Below are 17148 nucleotides of genomic sequence, written 5' to 3'. Positions count from 1 at the left end.
TCAGTTTTTCAGCCATGCTTTCCGCGGGTTTCGGCGAGCCGTTCGAGCACCCCCTGTGCGATTTTGATCGCGTAGGGGGTGACGTCCGGCACACCCATGAGTTCGCCGAAGGTTCCCCGCGCCAGTGGGCCGGCCACGAACATATCCGGGTTCGGCGTACGCTCCGCCCCGATCACCCGCCCCTGAAAATCCACCTCGATGCCGAGCGCGATCGGGTCCGGCCGGGCGAGCCCGTCGCGTTCCAGCGCGGCGAGCAGTGGAGTGTCGGCGAAGACCCGGCCATGGGCCGGGCCGGTGGCCAGCACCACGGCATCGAAGCTCTCGGTCGCGAACGTGCCACGCTCGCGCGAGGTCACAGCGATGGTGTCGCCCTCCCCGCGCGCGACCCCACGCAGCGATGCGCGCCTGAGCTCCAGGCTCCCGTCGGCGAGGCGGCGGTCGATCACAGCCTCCACCTGCGGGGCGATGCGAAAGCGGTGCACATCCCAGAACGGGCGCCGATGGCGTACCAGCCTGCGACGCTCCTCGACCGGCAGCGCACGCCAGATCGCGCCGCCCTGCGCCTTCAGCTGGTCGAACACGAAGTGCCAGCTCCGCCCCTCGGCGGCGGCCCTGCGGAGGGTGGCGCGCACCTCGCGCACCAGTTCGCGCACCGTGCGGGAAGGCACTGCGGCGAAGTCGCCATAGGGCTCATAGGCTTCGCCGACCGCATGCCCGCGCGAACGCAGACCCCGGCGCGACACCGCGACGAGCGGGCCGCGATGCCCCATGCGCTCCAGCGAGGCGACGATATCGGCCATGGTCAGCCCGGTGCCGACGATCAGCACGCGATCATCGGGACGCAGCACGTCGAGCGCGCCCGGCGCCCATGGATCAGCGACGAAGCGCGGATGATCGCCCAGCGCCTGCGCCATGCCCGACGGCGCCGTCGGCGGGGTGTGGCATACCGCCAGCACCACGAGCCCGGCATGGAGCACTCGTCCGTCGGTACACCGCACGGCATAGCCGCCGGGCTCCACGATCACCTCCTCCGCGCGGGTGCGCAGGTGGATAACACGTGGCCCAAGCTCCGCGAGCTGGGCACTCACATAAGCGCCGAATTCCGCCCGGGAGGGAAAGTGGCTGCCATCGGCCAGCCGCGCGGCGCCGTCGCCCTTCGGGCGGTCATTGGCCCGAAGCCAGTGTTCGAAATGCTCGCCGCGTTCCGGGTCGAGAGACATGCGGATCGACGGCACGTTGATACGGTGGCTGGGATCGGCCGTGCCATAGGCGAGGCCACGCCCAAGCTCGCCGCGCGGCTCGACGATCGGGATCGTCGCCGGCGCGCCCGCCATCCGTGCCAGATGCCAGGCGACCGCGGCGCCGGAATAGCCGCCGCCGATGATCACCACCGGGTGCCGTGCGCGGGGCATGATGACGATGCTCGCGCCGCTCAGATCACCGTCACGTCGAGCGTTGCCACACCGTCGACGCCACCCACCAAATGATCGCCCCGCGTCACCGCGCCGACACCCGCCGGGGTGCCGGACATGATGATGTCGCCGGCCTTGAGCGCGAACAGCCCGGACAGGTACGAGATCATCTCCGGCACCTTCCAGATCATCTGGTTGAGGTCGCCGATCTGGCGCTGCTTGCCGTTCACGTTGAGCCACACCTTGCCGTCGGTCGGGTGGCCGATACGGCTCGCCGGCACCAGCGCCGAGCACGGGGCGGACGCCTCGAAGGCCTTGCCGACTTCCCACGGCCGGCCGAGCTTCTTGGCCTCGCCCTGCAGGTCGCGCCGGGTCATGTCGAGGCCGACGCCATAGCCCCACACATGATCGAGCGCCTGCTCGACCGCAATATTCACCCCGCCCTTGCCGATGGCGACCAGCATTTCCAGCTCGTAATGCACGTCAGACGATTTGTCGGGATAGGGGAAGGTGCCGTCGACGATCACGTTGTCCGGGTTCTTCTGGAAGAAGAACGGGGGCTCCTTGTCCGGGTCGTGCCCCATCTCGATGGCGTGCTCGGCATAATTGCGGCCGACGCAGTAGATGCGATGGATCGGGAACAGCTCACCCGAGCCGGCTATGGGTAGCGCAGGAATGCCGGGAGGCTCGATGGCATAAGCGGGGATGGTCGTGCTCACCGAAGGGCTCCTCGTGACGTGCGATAGGCGGAAGAGGGTCGAGGCGACGGTCGGTTTTGTCAATCAAGCGCCGTCCGGCTTGAGGCCGCTCAAGGCATGCGGCATGGTCGGCATGTCATAGGAGCATGCGCGCTCGCGGAGCACCGCCGCAAGCCGGATGCTGCTTTACGCCCTGTCATGCCCTGTCATCCGGAGTGCGGACCCGTGGCCGAGACCCTGCTCGTCATCAATGCCGGTAGTTCCAGCATCAAGTTCAAGCTCTACCGGGCCGCGCCGGGCGGTGTCGAAATGCTGCTCGGCGGCGCGCTGGACGGGATCGGCACCCTCCCCCGCCTGCGCGTGAAGGGGCATGCCGGCGAGATACTGGCAGACCAGCGTTTCGAGCCGGCCGAGATCCCCGATTCCGCCGCCGCCCAGCGCTGCATCGGTGACTGGCTCACCCCTCATCTGGCCGGCCATGAGGTGATTGGCGTCGGTCATCGCGTCGTACATGGCGGACCGAACTATTCGCACCCTGTTCTGGTCGATGACGAGATGCTGCGCACGCTGGAGAGCTTCATCCCGCTCGCGCCGCTCCACCAGCTCACCAATCTCGCCCCGATCCGCGTGGTACGCGAGCGCCGGCCGGACCTGCCGCAGGTGGCCTGCTTCGACACCGCCTTCCATCGCGGCCACCCCGAACTCGCCGACCGCTTCGCTCTGCCCCGCGCGCTGTACGATGATGGGGTGCGGCGCTACGGCTTTCACGGGCTTTCCTATGAATACGTGTCCGGCGCCCTGCGCACGCTCGCGCCAGAAGTAGCGGCGGGGCGCATCGTCATCGCCCATCTCGGCTCAGGCGCCTCCGCCTGCGGCCTCCTCGACGGGCGCAGCATGGAATCGACCATGGGCTTCACCGCGCTGGACGGCCTGCCCATGGGCACGCGCTGCGGCACGCTGGACGCCGGCGTGGTGCTGCATCTGATCGAGCAGAAGGGCATGAGCGCGGCGGAGGTGGGCCACATGCTCTATCACGAGAGCGGACTGCTCGGCCTTTCCGGCATCAGCAACGACATGCGCGCGCTGATCGCGAGTGAGGCTCAGGAAGCGCGCATGGCCGTGGACTTCTTCGCCTTGCGGGTCGCTCAGGCGGTTGCGAGCCTTTCCGTCACGCTCGGCGGCCTGGACGGGCTGGTGTTCACCGCCGGCATCGGCGAGCACTCTCCGGAAATCCGTGCGCGGGTGGTCGACCGTCTCCAGCATCTCGGCATGCGCCTCGATGCAGACACCAACATGGCCGGCAGCCTGCGGATCGATGGCGCGGCCAGCCGCCTGCCGGTGCTGGTGGTGCCGACCGACGAGGAGCAGATGATCGGCCTGCACACGCTGCGGCTGCTACGTGGCGCCTGACGCCGCCCACGCGCGCCCGTTTCTGGCCGTGTGGGGGCGCCTCAGCGCACCGGCCGGTATCGCGGCGCGAAGGCTTTGAATTCCTGCTCGATCTGCGCCCGCTGTTCGGGAGGCAGGGCGAGAATCATGGTGCGCCACTGGGTGGAGCCGCCGGGAATGGTAAGCAGCAGGCCGGCCTCACGGAAGAAACGCCGCTTGTCGGCGTCGCTGGCGCGCGGCCAGTAGGCCATCAGGAAGCGCGTCCGTGCGGTCATTGCGTCGGCATCATACGGCACGGCGATGCCGGAGAGTTCCCACGCTTCAAGCGCCAGGCTTCGCGTACCCGGCTGGAGCAGAGAGAAGATGGCGAAATCGACCCAGGTGACACCGCGCAGCGGGTTGACCGCCAGCACCTGCGCGCCCTCCTGCAACTGGGTCGCGGGCGGAGGCTTAAGCAGCGTGCGCCCGACGTCGAAATAGCTGATCCGCGCCGTGTCGCGCAGCCCCCACGTCTCGCGCCATGGGCCGATCTCGTCGCGCACCGCCACGACATCCGCCTGCTCGGGCGGGGTTGGGTAATCGGCCAGAAGGCGCGGAAAGGCCGAACGGGTTTCCATGCCGACCAGCGTGAACTGAACGCCCTTCAACCCCAACCAGCCGGCCGCCGCGATCAGGAGGACCGAGACGACGGCACGCCGCCCGGTCGCCCATGCCACGCTTCCAGCGTCAGCCGACATAGTATTTCTTGTAATAGGCCGACGAATAATAGGAGTAGCGGCCATATTTCGGCGTGCGCCGCAGGTCGATCATGTTGAGCGCCACGCCGCAGATCTTGCGCTCGCCGGGGATGCGCTCGATCGACTGGCGGATGAACTCGCGCGCAGTGGCGTTCCAGCGCACCACGAACAGCACCTTGTCGGCAACCGCGGCCAGCACGGCGGCGTCGATCACCGGCCCGACCGGCGGCGCATCGAGCACCACGTAATCGAAGCTCTGGCGAATCTGCTCGATGAGATGATGCATGCGCGCCGAGCTCAGCAGGTCGGGCGGGTTCTGCGTCTTGGCTCCGGCACCGAGAATATAGACGCCAGACGTCGGATCGCGGTGCAGAATGCCGTCGGCGGAGGCGGTCTGCGCCAGCAGCTCGACCAGGCCCGGCTTTTCGGTCAGGCCGAACTGCTGCGAGATCGAGGGACGCCGAAGGTCGCAATCGATCAGCACCACACGCTTGCCGGAGCCCGCCGCCGAGACCGCGAGTGCGATCGCCAGCGAGGTCTTACCCTCGCTCGGCGAGGCGGACGTGACCTGAACCACCTGAGGCGGATTGTCGACATCCGACATCTGCACGCCGGCCCGCAGGCTGCGGATCGATTCGCTGAACCGCGAGAGCGGCTTGGCGGTGAGATACTGGATGATCGGGATCGTGTCCTTGGACTTCTCCACATCGGAGAAGTTGACCCATTCCACCGAGGACAGCACCGGAAGGCCGGTCAGTTCCTCAAGCTGGCGCGGGCTGCTGAAGCCGGCATTCAGCATGTCGAGCAGGGCCGCGATACCAATGCCGAAGGCAATGCCCATCACCCCGCCGACGGCGAGGAAGATCACCTTGTTCGGGAAGGATGGCGTCGAGGTCGGCAGAGCAGGCGTAATGATGCGCGCATCCTGAATGTCGACCTGCGTCTGTTCCGACGTCACCTTGGACTGGCTCAGGAAGGTCTCGTACAGGGTACGATTTGCTGCGGCATCACGCTCGAGCTCGCGCAGCTTGATTGTGAGCTCGTTGTCGGCGTTGCTCTGCCCGGAGGCGGCGGCGACATTCGCGGCCATCGACTCGGCGCGCGTGCGGGCGACATCGTAATCGTTCTTCAGATTGGCGACGACGCGCGAGATTTCAGCGGAAATCTGCCGCTCGACTTCACGCCGCTCGGCGCGGACATTGACCACCATGGGGTGACGCTCGCCATAGCGCGTCACCAGATCGGCCTCGCGCGCCGAGATGCCGGCAAGCTGACCACGCAGGCTGGTAATCACCGACGAGCGCATCACGTCCGGCAGCGCGGCGAGGTTGCCACCCTCCTCCGCCATCTGCTTCGCCTGCTCGTACTTGGCTTCCTTGGCAGCCGCCTCGGTTTCGACCTGCACCAGCTCGGCGCTGATCTCGGAGAGCTGCTGCTCATTGAGCGACTTGGTGCCGAGCGAAACCAGATTGTTCTCGCTGCGAAACTTCGACACGGCTTCTTCCGACTGCCGCAGCGCGTCGCGCAGCCGCTGCATCCGGTCGTTCAACCAGTTCGAGGCCCGCCGTGCCGCCTCGTAGCGCGTTTCGAGCTGGTCGACGATGAAGGCGTCCGCAATGGCGTTGGCGAGGCGCGCCGCACGATCCCGGTCGGTGGAGGTCACCGAAATCTGCAGGATGTAAGACAGATCGACGCGACTCACCTGAAGCGCGCCGCGCAGCTTGTTGATCGAGATGCGCACTTCGTTCGGAATGGCCGAGGCATCCTCCGGCGCGTCCACCGTGGGGTCACCCGACGAGCGGAACCAGCCCTTCACCATCGACACCAAGCCACCCGACCCGGGGCTGGTGGCACCGAATTCCGGATCGTTGACGAGGTTTTCCTTCTCGACCACACGTCGCAGCAGCGTCAGCGAGCGGATAATCGACACCTGGTTTTCGATGGCCCCGCTTCCCGCCTCGATGCCGCCCAGCTCGCTCCCGAGCACGGAACGCGGCGAGCGGTCCAGCAGGATCTCGGCCGTACTGGTGTAAAGAGGCGTGAGTATAAATGCCGTCCCCAGAGCCATTACCATCGACACGATGGCAATGATCGCAATCAGCATCCACCGGCGCAGGAGGAAGTCGACAATCTGGTGAAGGTCAAACGCCTCACCATCCTCGGATACCGGCGGTCGCGAAATCTGTCCGTGCATTTTTACCATTCCAGATAGACCATCCGCACCGGCCCGCGAGGCGGCCGCTACTTCGCCACACCTCGCCTGGAGGCGATTTGCGCACACCGGTTGGGATTATACTGACAAGCCCGTCGATTCATAGAGACGGTTTTGATGACCAATGATATAAACTAATTTGTGCTTGAAGAATGACGCCTTATTTGTCCTCGCCGCAGAAAACGGACGCAGGTTCAATTTAAATAATAGGCATTATGGTAGAGTAACACACGCAATATCAAGGTAAAGATATGGGTTTCAAAAGTAGCTCAACGAAACCGAATTGCCAAGCGCGACGTGCCTCCTTCTGGACAATGCTGCTTCTGGCGCCCGCCTTTATCGCCATTTCAGGTTGCGCCACGGTTCCGAGTGCAAGTTCTGTACCGGCCGGAGACCAGAACGCGCAGACCGAATATCTGCTCGGCACGGGCGACAGGCTGCGGGTCACCGTATTCAACGAACCTACTCTCTCCGGCGAATTCCAGGTTAATGCCTCCGGCATCATTTCGATGCCGCTGATCGGCAATATCGATGCCCAGGGCAAATCCGCCCATGCGCTTGAAACCGCGATCGCGCAGAAGCTGGCGAGCGGATACATGCGGGACCCGCGTGTAAATGTCGAAGTTCTGCAATATCGCCCATTCTATATCATCGGCGAAATTTCGAAGCCCGGCGAATACCCCTATCGCAATGGCATGAACATTATGAGTGCCGTCGCGGTGGCCGGCGGCTTCACCTATCGCGCCAATGATCAGTCGGTGTACATCCGGCGAGCCGGGCAGACGCAGGAAATGTCCTATCCTGCAACGACCACCACAATGGTCTTCCCAGGCGACATCGTTCGCATCGGCGAACGTCTGTTCTGATCGTCTGCGACCCCAAGCGGAAGGTCGGCTTTATGCCGACCCTTCGCTTGGGATTCGGCGTCGTTGCACCCGGAATTCCGTTCTCCGGTGTGCGACCTTAAACGCTGGTGTCGATGCGTCGGCTCCAGCTCTGCGCGAGCCCCGCACCCACCAAAGCCCAGTAGAACAGCGCGACCGCTTGAATCTGCACGCTGAAATCGACCAGTGCATGCAGAAGCACCGTCACGCTGGCCGCGAGCGCCACGAGGCTGATGACCGGCCGCGTCTCCCGCCGGCGTACATTCATCAGAATGGCGCCGAGAATGCCGCCCACCAGCACGAACATGCCCAGCGCCGCCGGCACACCGAGCTCGAACAGCAGTTCGGCATAGGTATTATGTGCCTTGTCCCAATGAGTGCTGATCCATTGGTCCGGAAGCTTATAGACCGTATACATGTCGTCGAAGCTGCCATAGCCGAAACCGAGCCATGGCGAATCGAGTATCGCATTCAACGTCCGCAAGATGACCGAGGACCGCATTGCGTCGTTGGACGTGTCCGCCAGTCGATCGGCCAGCATGTCGCCCGAATAGAGCATGGCCGCAATCAGCATCGCGAAAATCGGCAGCGCCAGCACCGCGATGAACCATTTGCGGCGCGAGAACACCAGCAGCAGGCAGATCAACGCAATCACGCCGCACAGGCCGGCCGTGACGCCCGCGCGTGAAGCCGTCAGGAACAGGGCGACCATCAGCACCGCAACGGCGGCGAGCAGCAGCGCGCCGCTCCGCAGGCTGATATCGACGAAGGCCGCCACTCGAAGCGGCAGCGGAAGATCGCGCCCGACACCCCCCCGGCGGTGAACATCGATCAACAGGCCGATGGCCGCGATCGCGCCAATACTGGCGAAGGTTGCGTAGTTATTGCGGTTGACGAATGTCGAGGTCAGCGATTCCACATAATGCTGTTTCTCTATCCATAGCAGGCGATCGGGAAAAAGGAGAAACTGCCCGATGCCGAACACCGCATAGACGACCCCGATCACCACCAGCGCAGTGAGGAAAAGATCCGCGCGCCGGCTGTCGCGGCACAATTGCAGCGCCAGATAAAAGCACGCCGCATTGGTCAGCAGCCGCACGAGCGTGCGAATCCCTGAATCTGGCGATACCGAAATGCTGCCCGCCACCTCCGGCCCGCCGGGCACCCGCGAGAGGATAGCGCGCGCCAGTTCCCAGAACGGATTCTGCCAGGAGACCGGGACGAAAGGCGCGAGTTGCAGCAAAATCCACAGCGTTAGCAGGCCGAACAAGGCCAGTACCCACCACAGACGACGAGGCGCTACCGGATGAGGGGCGCCGCTGACCAGCAGTCCCGCTTCGAACAGGATCAGCAACGCCGCGAACAGCACGGCATTGATGCCCCATATCGTCAGGTAATTGCTGCCAAACGGCAGCGGCACCCAGGCGATACACAGCACGAAGCCAATCAACAGCACGTCATTATAGCGCTCATGCCCGGTCTTCCGGGAGAGAAAGCCCGAAGGCGCCGCCGGCAGAGCTTGCCGCGCGGCGCCAGGACGAGCGCGGGAAGGCGCCGAGGCCGGGCTCATACCTGGAGAATCCGCAGCTGATCCGCCTCGAGCACGACGCAGGACAGGCGATTGGTCAGATAGGCGCCAGTATCGACATTGACCCGGTTCGGCAAGATCTCCGGCTCCATGACCGGGGTATGGCCATGAACGACGCGCTTGCCGTGATCCAAAGCCGACTCCGTAAAATCCTCGCGGATCCACAAAAGGTCACTCAGCACTTGCCGCTCCAGCGCAACGCCCGGACGAATGCCGGCATGGCAGAAGAAATAACCACCGACCTCATGAGAGCCGGCCAGGCCGCGCAGAAAGTCGATATGGCTCGCAGGGACTGCCGACAGAACCGCCTCGCGAAGCGCCTCCGGTTCGGTACGCCCGGCGAATTCACGCGTCGACAGGCCATAGGAGAACAGCGTCTCCGCGCCGCCATGCCCGAGCCACATCGGCCAGTCGAGCTCGCCGTCGAGCACCGCCAGCAACATGGCCTCGTGATTGCCCATCAGGCACGTCCAACCATGCTGCGTCCCGCCGCGCAGGCACTCCAGAACGGAGCGGCTATCGGCGCCGCGGTCGATATAGTCACCAAGAAACACAATCTGCGGCTCGGCCGCGCCGCCCGCAGCATCGCGATGGATGGTGTCGAGCATCCGGGTCAGCAGGTCATAGCGACCGTGAATGTCACCGATCGCATAAACGCGCCTTCCGTCGGGAATGAGGGCTGGCTTGCGTTTGGGAGCCGCCGCGCGGGAACGGAAAAAAAACATACCCAACCTGACTCGCGAGTCACCGTCCTTGGTCACCGCAGGGGTCACCACGCCGTCACTCTACCATGACAACGGCAGTGCAACAAAAAACGCCCCCCGCTGGAAAACGGAGGGCGTTTCTAAAGCCTGCCTGAACCGCTCAGTAGGTGAGGGTCAGCGTACCGAGAATGACATTACGCGTGTAGCTTTCGGCGCCATTGATACCGTTGAAGTTGGTATCGAAGTCCGTGTAGCTGTAGTTCAGCTTCCACTCGGCGTAGCGGTTCATCACGTAGCGAACCTGGGCGCCATAGACGTACTGATCATCGTCCCGCGCAAAGTCTTCGTAGTTCTGGTTCTCGTAATTGAACCAGCCCGACAGGATGATGCTCCGACGCAGTTCGTAATCGGCGCGGACACCGAAGGTCGAATTTAGAACAGCCGATCCGTCAAAGCCCAGATAGTTATAGTTCGAGGTCAGAACTTCCTGAGCGCCCGAGAAAGTCACGGTCAGCAGCGGAGAAACGAACCACGCCAGGTCAAGACCGTAGTTGACATTGGGGACCCTGCTGAGATCGCCATTGTCAGAGGTCCACTCGCCGTAGCCGATATAAGCCTCACCGCGCATCAGGCGGGACGGCTCGAACACAACACCGCCGACCACATTCCACTGGGTCGCGTTGTAGTCCGAGTCCTCCATGTTGTACCAGGAATTGCCGCCGCCAACGAAGAGGCTGGTCAACGGACTGATCTCGTAACCGACGCGGCCGGACACCGTATAGGTCTGACCGTCGCGGTACTGCTGATTGCTCGGAACGCCATCAACGAAATTGTCGAAGTCGCGGTCACGGAACTTGAAGTCCGCCGTGACCCACATCCGGTTAAAATCCTTACGGAGCCCGACACCCGCCACCGTCTGGTCGTAGCCGAGGGGCTCGGTGAGGCCGGTATCGACCTCATCGTCACCCGGCAGTTCGTTCAGGTGCGACCAACGCAGGAAGCTGGTGAGGTAGAAATCGTCGGTCACGTCGATACGGCCGCGAGCACCGAACGAATAGTTCTGATAGTCGGCATCGCTGTACTTCGCGTAGCTGCCGCTCTCGAAGTAGGTATCCAAGAGCAGCATATGCCGCGTCCAATCCGAACGAAGCAGAAGCGAAGGACGGACAATGAAGAGCCAGTCTTCCTTGGTATTGGTGTTGGTCGCCGTGATGTTGGTGTCGTAACCGGTCGACAGGCCCAACGCCGGAAGCAGGGTGAACGAGCCGACCTGCACACCATCGGGCTTGTAGGCCATCCGCTCGCCGACCGGAGCCAAAGCGGGATCAACCTCGACCGCCTTGCGAGTCGTCGGCGCATAGTCTGCCGCCATCGCCACGCTGGCGAGAGGAACCATCGACAAACTCGATACTACCCCAACTACCGCAAACTTTTTCATCAATGCCCCCAGAAACCCGATACCGCCCCGAACGAAACAGACAGCAAAAACCAATGCACTCAAATCTTCACTGAAGCGACGCGGAGCCCGCGCCCTCACCCGTGACCGTGACAGTCACCGGCGCACCCGGAACAAACCCGCCAAACGTAAACACCGTCCCCGGCGGGAGTGAAGGACTGGGAACACCAACCCGCGTCAAAGGATTGCTCTGCGTCACCGTCGCGCCCGTGGGAGGCGCACCATCCTCGTCACCCAGCCCGTCCTTCGACGTCGAAATCTGGCGCTCAGCACCGCTGGTGGCGATCGCCCTGAACTCGACCAGGGCACTGTAACCATTCATAGCCTCGACCTGGGCGCGGTACGCCTCGAAGGCCGGACCATTGGCAGCCTCACCACCCGCGTCCGTCCACGCCGTAATAACCGTCTCGACACCGGTCAGAATCGGCTCCTTAAGGTTGGCAAAAGCCGCCCCCTGAAGCGCAGCAACCGCGCCGCTCGCCGCCTGGACCAGCGCGCTGGTGATGAAGCCGACAGCAGCGGGGTTACCCTCAAAAGTCGTCATGAGCAGGATCACCGCGTCGGTGACACCGGCACCGTTTGTGGAAACAGTGCCGTTGCTCGTAGCCTGATTGATAAGACTAACAAGAAGCGTCACCGCCGCCTCGGCACTCGCCGGAGGCGTCGCAATCTGCGCAGCTGTCAGCACCTGAGCGCGCGCCGCACCGGAATTCACCGACACGGCGTCCAGCGCACCGAACGACACCATAAGCGCCAACGCAGAAACGGTAATCCGCCCGAACTTGCCCATCATAATCCGCCCCGCCCTTCTTAAGCTCGACTTCAAGATACCCCGCATACGCCATCACGCTAGTGCAAAAAAGACACACAGGTCAACAACCACGCCCCATATACGTCGGTCATGCCGGATTAAAATACCATGAACCCTGCTAGATCCGCGATCAATGGAAGGAAATCGCAATAATTTCGATTCTCATTCAATTTTTATCAATCAGTTAATCTATGTTCTTCTGCAAAATTCACGGAATTTTAGCAGGAAACCGAGCGATAGCTCCATTAAAAGGCAGAGCTGTATCGAGGAAATCGTCGGAAACTTATCGAATTCGATGTCGAGATGCTTACTGGTTTCTTTTGATGTCATTGAGCATCAATGAGGCGAAGTGCCCGCACTGCAGCATAAAAGTCTTTCTGCCTCTGCTCAGAACGAAGTTCCGCTTCGCGGTCTTTGCCCCACAGTTCTTGCTGTACTTCTTCATCGATATGCGCCGCCCGCCAAGCTTCCTGCGCTGAAATAGTACCCCTCCAAACCGCGAGACTCAGCAGGGCCGAGCCGCTCAGCGTCGTCATCAGGTTGAGAGCGGCCAGCCGCAACGGGTCGCGCGGAAGTGCGGCGGCAAAATAATCGAGCGTTTTCGCCGGTTGTTCGACGTAACGAATCCCCTCGCTGAGGACGAAACGGCCGCCAAGTTCGACCTCCGCCCAGCGCAGGACAGGGTCCCAGATATCGCGCTGCAACATGACGAGCTTCGGCGGCGCGTCGGCGCGGTAGCACAGCAGGTCGCTGCCGGCATAGCGCACGATCTCGGCGGCAACCTCCGCCGGGTTCGCGGCCACGCCGTCGATCGCGGAGTTGACGAGGCGCGTCAGCGGCATGGTCAGCGGATTGATCTGCTCCCCCTGCCCTTGCCACTCCTGCGCCAGCGCTTCGGCAAAGGCGAGCCCCGGAACGCTGAGCGGCCGTCTTCCCGGCGTGCGCACCGGCCGGCCGTCGAGCGCGACGGCGAACCCGCTCTCGTGAGGCACGGCAGCGGCGAGAGTATAGAATCGCTTGGGCAGGGCCGGCTGCGTGCGGAAGGCGGCAGGGTCAGGCGCGCGCGGCGCGGGCTTCTCGTCGCTCATCGGCGCGTCCCCCAAAGCCCGTCCATAGCCGGCAGCAGGTCGGCAGCGTGGTCCACCAGCCGCTCGGCGCCGGACGCCATCAGCAGGTCGCGCGCATGATAGCCCCAGGTCACGCCGAGCGCACGGGCGCCAGCGGCGCGTGCCATGGTCATGTCGAAACTGGTGTCACCGATCAGCACCGTATCCGCCGGCTCGACGCCCACTGCCGCCATCGCCTGCAGCACCATGGCGGGATGCGGCTTGGACGGGGCGTCATCCGCCGTCTGGATGGTCATGAACCGCCCCTCCAGCCCGTGATGACGCAGCACGGCGGCCACGCCGCGCTGTGATTTGCCGGTGGCGATGCCGAGCACGACGTCCTCGCGCGCCTTCAGGAGGTCGAGCGTGGCGCGCATGCCGGGAAACAGCGGCTCGAGGACAGCTGATTCCGCCCGCAATTCGTGGAACGCCCCGCGGTACAGCTCCGCCAGCGCCTCGGCGGGAAAGGCCGGGTCGTCGTCACCGAGCCGGCGCATCGCCTCGACGAGGGAGAGGCCGACGATCGACAGGATCGCCGAGCGCGGCGGCACGGGTCGGCCGGCGCGGTCAAAGGCGCGGGTCATCGCGGTGACGATGACGTCCTGGCTGTCCACCAACGTTCCATCGCAATCGAACAGGGCAAGTTTCAAGGCTGAGCCTCTCGGCAGGTGCGGTTGGGTGCGGTCAGGTGGTGGGCGGTGACGGGCTCGAACCGCCGACCCTCTCGGTGTAAACGAGATGCTCTACCAACTGAGCTAACCGCCCTCCAGACCCCGCAGGCCGGCGCGGCCGGTGCGAAGCCAGCGCCTTAAAGCATCGCCGCGCGCGGGCGGCAAGCCCAGGATTCCGCGCGTCGGGCGCGCGGGCCTGTCACGTCGGGAGTTCTTCGCCTCCCGCAACCAGAACGCCGGCCCTGCCCCTGCGTGGGGCAGCGTGCCGGCGCAGGCGGCTGCGGCACCGTTTCCGGGCGCCACCACACCGCGCGGCCTCGCGCGGCGCCCGCCACCCGCCCGGTCAATTACCGAAGCGTGGCGCGGGCGCCCGGCGCGACAGCAGGCCCGGATGATCCGGGCCGTGTCTTCAGCCGTTGACGACTTCCTTCAGGCCCTTGCCGGGCGTGAACTTCGGAGCCTTGGAGGCTTCGATCTTCACCGGGTTGCCGGTGCGCGGGTTGCGGCCTTCACGCGCCGCGCGGGTCACGACCGAGAAGCTGCCGAAGCCGATGAGCTTCACTTCTTCGCCGGCCTTCAGCGAGGCGGCGATGGCGTCGAAGGTGGCGTCGACCGCGGCCGCAGCGGCAGCCTTCGTCAGCTTGGCCTGCTCGGCCACGGCGGCGACGAGTTCGTTCTTCGTGGTCATATGACCGATCCTTCCCTTGATTGCACAAGAATCGTCGGTGAGTTGCACCAACGACGGGCGAGACACTTTCTCCAAATTGCGGCATTTGCAAGCGCCCACCCGCCGAAAACCCGCATAATTAAACGGTTTCAGAGCTATTGCATGTAATATAATACCTCAACGGTACCGCAACGCGGGCGCCTGCAAATTAGGCGGTCGGCGGCGAGGCTGTCGGCCGGCCGATCTGTGGCGGATGCGGCAGGACAAATAAAAACGGCGACACCCCTGCGGGTGCCGCCGTTCCAGGTCTTTGAGGCTCCGAAAAGCTCAGTGCGCCGCGACGCCCGTGCCTTCGTCGATGGCGAGCACCGGCTCCACCGGCGGGGTCACATCCACCGGCTTTTCTTCCCAGGTGATCGGATCGGGCTGACGCACCAGCGCGTGACGGAGCACTTCGTCCATCCGCGACACCGGCACGATTTCCAGCGCGTTCTTCACGTTGTTCGGGATCTCGGCGAGATCCTTGGCATTCTCCTCCGGGATCAGCACCTTCTTGATCCCGGCGCGCAGCGCGGCCAGCAGCTTCTCCTTGAGACCGCCGATCGGCAGCACCCGGCCACGGAGCGTGATTTCGCCGGTCATGGCGACGTCACGACGGATCGGGATGCCGGTCAGCACCGAGGTCAGCACGGTCGCCATGGCAACGCCGGCGGACGGGCCGTCCTTCGGGGTTGCGCCCTCCGGCACATGGACATGGATGTCCCTGCGCTCGAACAGCGGCGGCTCGATTCCGAAATCGACGGCGCGCGAGCGGACATAGGACGCCGCCGCGGAAATCGATTCCTTCATCACGTCGCGCAGATTGCCCGTGACCGTCATCTTGCCCTTGCCGGGCATCATGACGCCTTCGATGGTGAGAATCTCGCCACCGACTTCGGTCCAGGCCAGGCCGGTGACCACACCCACCTGATCCTCGGTCTCGGCCTCGCCATAGCGGAACTTCGGCGCGCCGAGATATTCCTCAAGCTGGGCTTCGTCGACGCGGATCGACTTCTTCTTGGTGAGCGTCAGCTCCTTCACCGCCTTACGGGCGAGGTTGGAGATTTCGCGCTCAAGATTACGCACGCCGGCTTCCCGCGTGTAACGGCGGATGAGGGTCAGCAGCGCGTCGTCGTCGATCGACCATTCCTTGAGCTGCAGGCCATGCTTGGCCAGCGCCTGCGGGATGAGGTGCTTCTTGGCGATCTCGGCCTTCTCGTCTTCCGTGTAGCCGGCAATGCGGATCACTTCCATGCGGTCCAGAAGGGCCGGCGGGATGTTCAGCGTATTGGCCGTCGTCACGAACATCACGTTCGAAAGGTCATAATCGACCTCCAGATAGTGATCGGCGAAGGTGTGGTTCTGCTCGGGGTCGAGGACCTCCAGCAGGGCCGAGGACGGATCGCCGCGGAAATCGGCGCCCATCTTGTCGATCTCGTCGAGCAGGAACAGCGGGTTGGCCTTCTTCGCCTTGCGCATCGACTGGATGATCTTGCCGGGCATGGAGCCGATATAGGTCCGGCGATGCCCGCGGATCTCCGCCTCGTCACGCACGCCGCCGAGCGCGACACGGACGAATTCACGCCCCGTCGCCTTGGCGATCGACTTGCCGAGCGAGGTCTTGCCGACGCCGGGCGGGCCGACGAGGCACAGGATCGGTCCGGTCAGCTTGTTCTGCCGGCTCTGCACCGCGAGATATTCGACGATGCGCTCCTTCACCTTGTCGAGGCCGTAATGCTCGGAATCGAGCACGCCCTGCGCGAAGGGAAGATCCTTCTTCACCTTCGAGCGGTTGCCCCACGGGATCGAGAGCAGCCAGTCGAGATAGTTGCGCACCACCGTCGCCTCGGCGGACATCGGAGACATCTGCCGCAGCTTCTTCAGTTCGTGCGTGGCCTTCTCGCGGGCTTCCTTCGACAGCTTGACCGTCTTGATGCGCTCTTCCAGTTCGGCGAGCTCGTCGCGGCCATCCTCGCCGTCGCCGAGTTCCTTCTGGATCGCCTTCATCTGCTCGTTGAGATAGTACTCGCGCTGCGTCTTCTCCATCTGGCGCTTGACGCGCGTGCGGATGCGCTTCTCGACCTGAAGAACGGAAATCTCGTTCTCCATCAGCGAGAGCACCTTCTCCAGGCGCGCGGTCACCTTCAGGACTTCCAGCACCGCCTGCTTCTCGGGGATCTTCACCGCGAGATGCGAGGCGACGGTATCGGCCAGCTTCGAGTGGTCCTCGATCTGGGTCACGACGCCGACGACTTCCGGCGACACCTTCTTGTTGAGCTTCACATAGCTCTCGAATTCCGACAGCACCGAGCGGCCGAGCGCCTCGGCTTCCACCTTGGAGCCGAGTTCCTCCTCCAGCGCGACAGCCTCGGCCTCGTAGAGGTCGCTGCGGTCGGTGTAGTGGTCGACCTTGGCGCGCGAGATGCCTTCGACCAGCACCTTCACGGTGCCGTCCGGCAACTTGAGCAGCTGGAGCACGGAAGCGAGCGTGCCGATCTTGTAGATGGTGTCGGTCGAGGGATCGTCGTCCGAGGCATTCTCCTGCGTGGCCAGCAGGATGAACGTGTCGTTCCGCATGACTTCTTCAAGCGCGCGAATGGACTTCTCGCGACCGACGAAGAGCGGCACGATCATGTGCGGAAAGACAACGATGTCGCGCAGCGGCAGAACCGGAAAAGTCTGGGAAACGCCGGGCGTGAGCGCGGTGCGAGGCTTGGGGCTCGTCATGGCTCTGTCCTTTCTGTTGTCGGCCGGGCGTCGACCTCGTGCGGAAC

General features: G+C 63.9%; 14 protein-coding genes and 1 tRNA gene. 2 read left to right on the top strand and 13 right to left on the bottom strand.

Annotation, left to right across the window (positions count from 1 at the left end):
* Positions 1 to 8: 8 nt before the first annotated feature.
* Both MKI84_RS00460 and MKI84_RS00455 read right to left on the bottom strand, forming a co-directional pair.
* Positions 9 to 1412 (bottom strand): FAD/NAD(P)-binding protein, encoded by a 1404-nt coding sequence (locus MKI84_RS00460; RefSeq protein WP_241616013.1) that lies wholly within the window; start codon positions 1410 to 1412, stop codon positions 9 to 11.
* 20 nt (positions 1413 to 1432) lie between these two features.
* On the bottom strand, positions 1433 to 2131 hold the full coding sequence (locus MKI84_RS00455) for a fumarylacetoacetate hydrolase family protein (protein ID WP_241616012.1): 699 nt from the start codon (positions 2129 to 2131) through the stop codon (positions 1433 to 1435).
* A gap of 204 nt (positions 2132 to 2335) precedes the next feature.
* Between MKI84_RS00455 and MKI84_RS00450 the strand changes: the two genes are divergently transcribed.
* Entirely contained in the window at positions 2336 to 3520 is a 1185-nt protein-coding gene (locus tag MKI84_RS00450; RefSeq protein WP_241616011.1) for an acetate/propionate family kinase, read from the top strand.
* 41 nt (positions 3521 to 3561) lie between these two features.
* Here MKI84_RS00450 and MKI84_RS00445 read toward each other — a convergent pair whose 3' ends face one another.
* Together MKI84_RS00445 and MKI84_RS00440 are read right to left on the bottom strand one after the other, a co-directional pair.
* Positions 3562 to 4236: a hypothetical protein gene (locus MKI84_RS00445; protein ID WP_241616010.1), complete on the bottom strand. Its 675-nt coding sequence runs from the start codon at positions 4234 to 4236 to the stop codon at positions 3562 to 3564.
* Positions 4226 to 6430, bottom strand: coding sequence for a GumC family protein (locus tag MKI84_RS00440; RefSeq protein ID WP_241616009.1), 2205 nt, complete (start codon positions 6428 to 6430; stop codon positions 4226 to 4228). The genes MKI84_RS00445 and MKI84_RS00440 overlap by 11 nt, the downstream gene beginning before the upstream one ends.
* Before the next feature lie 332 nt (positions 6431 to 6762).
* On the opposite strand from MKI84_RS00440, the gene MKI84_RS00435 reads away from it, so the two are divergent.
* Positions 6763 to 7314 (top strand): polysaccharide biosynthesis/export family protein, encoded by a 552-nt coding sequence (locus MKI84_RS00435; protein WP_241616008.1) that lies wholly within the window; start codon positions 6763 to 6765, stop codon positions 7312 to 7314.
* A gap of 97 nt (positions 7315 to 7411) precedes the next feature.
* Here MKI84_RS00435 and MKI84_RS00430 read toward each other — a convergent pair whose 3' ends face one another.
* From MKI84_RS00430 to lon, 9 genes are all read right to left on the bottom strand, one after another.
* Positions 7412 to 8902 (bottom strand): O-antigen ligase family protein, encoded by a 1491-nt coding sequence (locus tag MKI84_RS00430; RefSeq protein WP_241616007.1) that lies wholly within the window; start codon positions 8900 to 8902, stop codon positions 7412 to 7414.
* Entirely contained in the window at positions 8899 to 9681 is a 783-nt protein-coding gene (locus tag MKI84_RS00425; protein ID WP_241616006.1) for a metallophosphoesterase family protein, read from the bottom strand. The genes MKI84_RS00430 and MKI84_RS00425 overlap by 4 nt, the downstream gene beginning before the upstream one ends.
* 103 nt (positions 9682 to 9784) lie before the next feature.
* A complete protein-coding gene (locus MKI84_RS00420) occupies positions 9785 to 11020 on the bottom strand; it encodes an outer membrane beta-barrel protein (protein WP_241616005.1) in 1236 nt (411 codons plus the stop codon).
* Between the two features lie 109 nt (positions 11021 to 11129).
* A complete protein-coding gene (locus MKI84_RS00415; RefSeq protein WP_241616004.1) occupies positions 11130 to 11873 on the bottom strand; it encodes a hypothetical protein in 744 nt (247 codons plus the stop codon).
* A gap of 344 nt (positions 11874 to 12217) precedes the next feature.
* The gene (locus MKI84_RS00410; RefSeq protein ID WP_241616003.1) at positions 12218 to 12979 is read right to left on the bottom strand and encodes an ATP12 family chaperone protein; all 762 of its coding nucleotides are present in this window, start codon (positions 12977 to 12979) and stop codon (positions 12218 to 12220) included.
* The gene (locus MKI84_RS00405; protein WP_241616002.1) at positions 12976 to 13647 is read right to left on the bottom strand and encodes an HAD-IA family hydrolase; all 672 of its coding nucleotides are present in this window, start codon (positions 13645 to 13647) and stop codon (positions 12976 to 12978) included. The genes MKI84_RS00410 and MKI84_RS00405 overlap by 4 nt, the downstream gene beginning before the upstream one ends.
* A 39-nt stretch (positions 13648 to 13686) precedes the next feature.
* Positions 13687 to 13762, bottom strand: a tRNA-Val gene (locus MKI84_RS00400).
* A gap of 315 nt (positions 13763 to 14077) precedes the next feature.
* Positions 14078 to 14356 carry an HU family DNA-binding protein gene (locus MKI84_RS00395; protein ID WP_241616001.1) on the bottom strand — a complete coding sequence of 93 codons (279 nt, stop codon included), beginning with the start codon at positions 14354 to 14356 and terminating at the stop codon, positions 14078 to 14080.
* A 306-nt stretch (positions 14357 to 14662) separates the two neighbouring features.
* A complete protein-coding gene (gene lon, locus MKI84_RS00390; RefSeq protein ID WP_241616000.1) occupies positions 14663 to 17101 on the bottom strand; it encodes an endopeptidase La in 2439 nt (812 codons plus the stop codon).
* Positions 17102 to 17148: the final 47 nt, after the last annotated feature.

This window comes from Ancylobacter gelatini (assembly GCF_022601675.1).
Classification (GTDB): domain Bacteria; phylum Pseudomonadota; class Alphaproteobacteria; order Rhizobiales; family Xanthobacteraceae; genus Ancylobacter; species Ancylobacter gelatini.
Note: the sequence above shows the minus strand (reverse complement) of the source record. Positions and strands in the feature narration are given on the sequence as shown.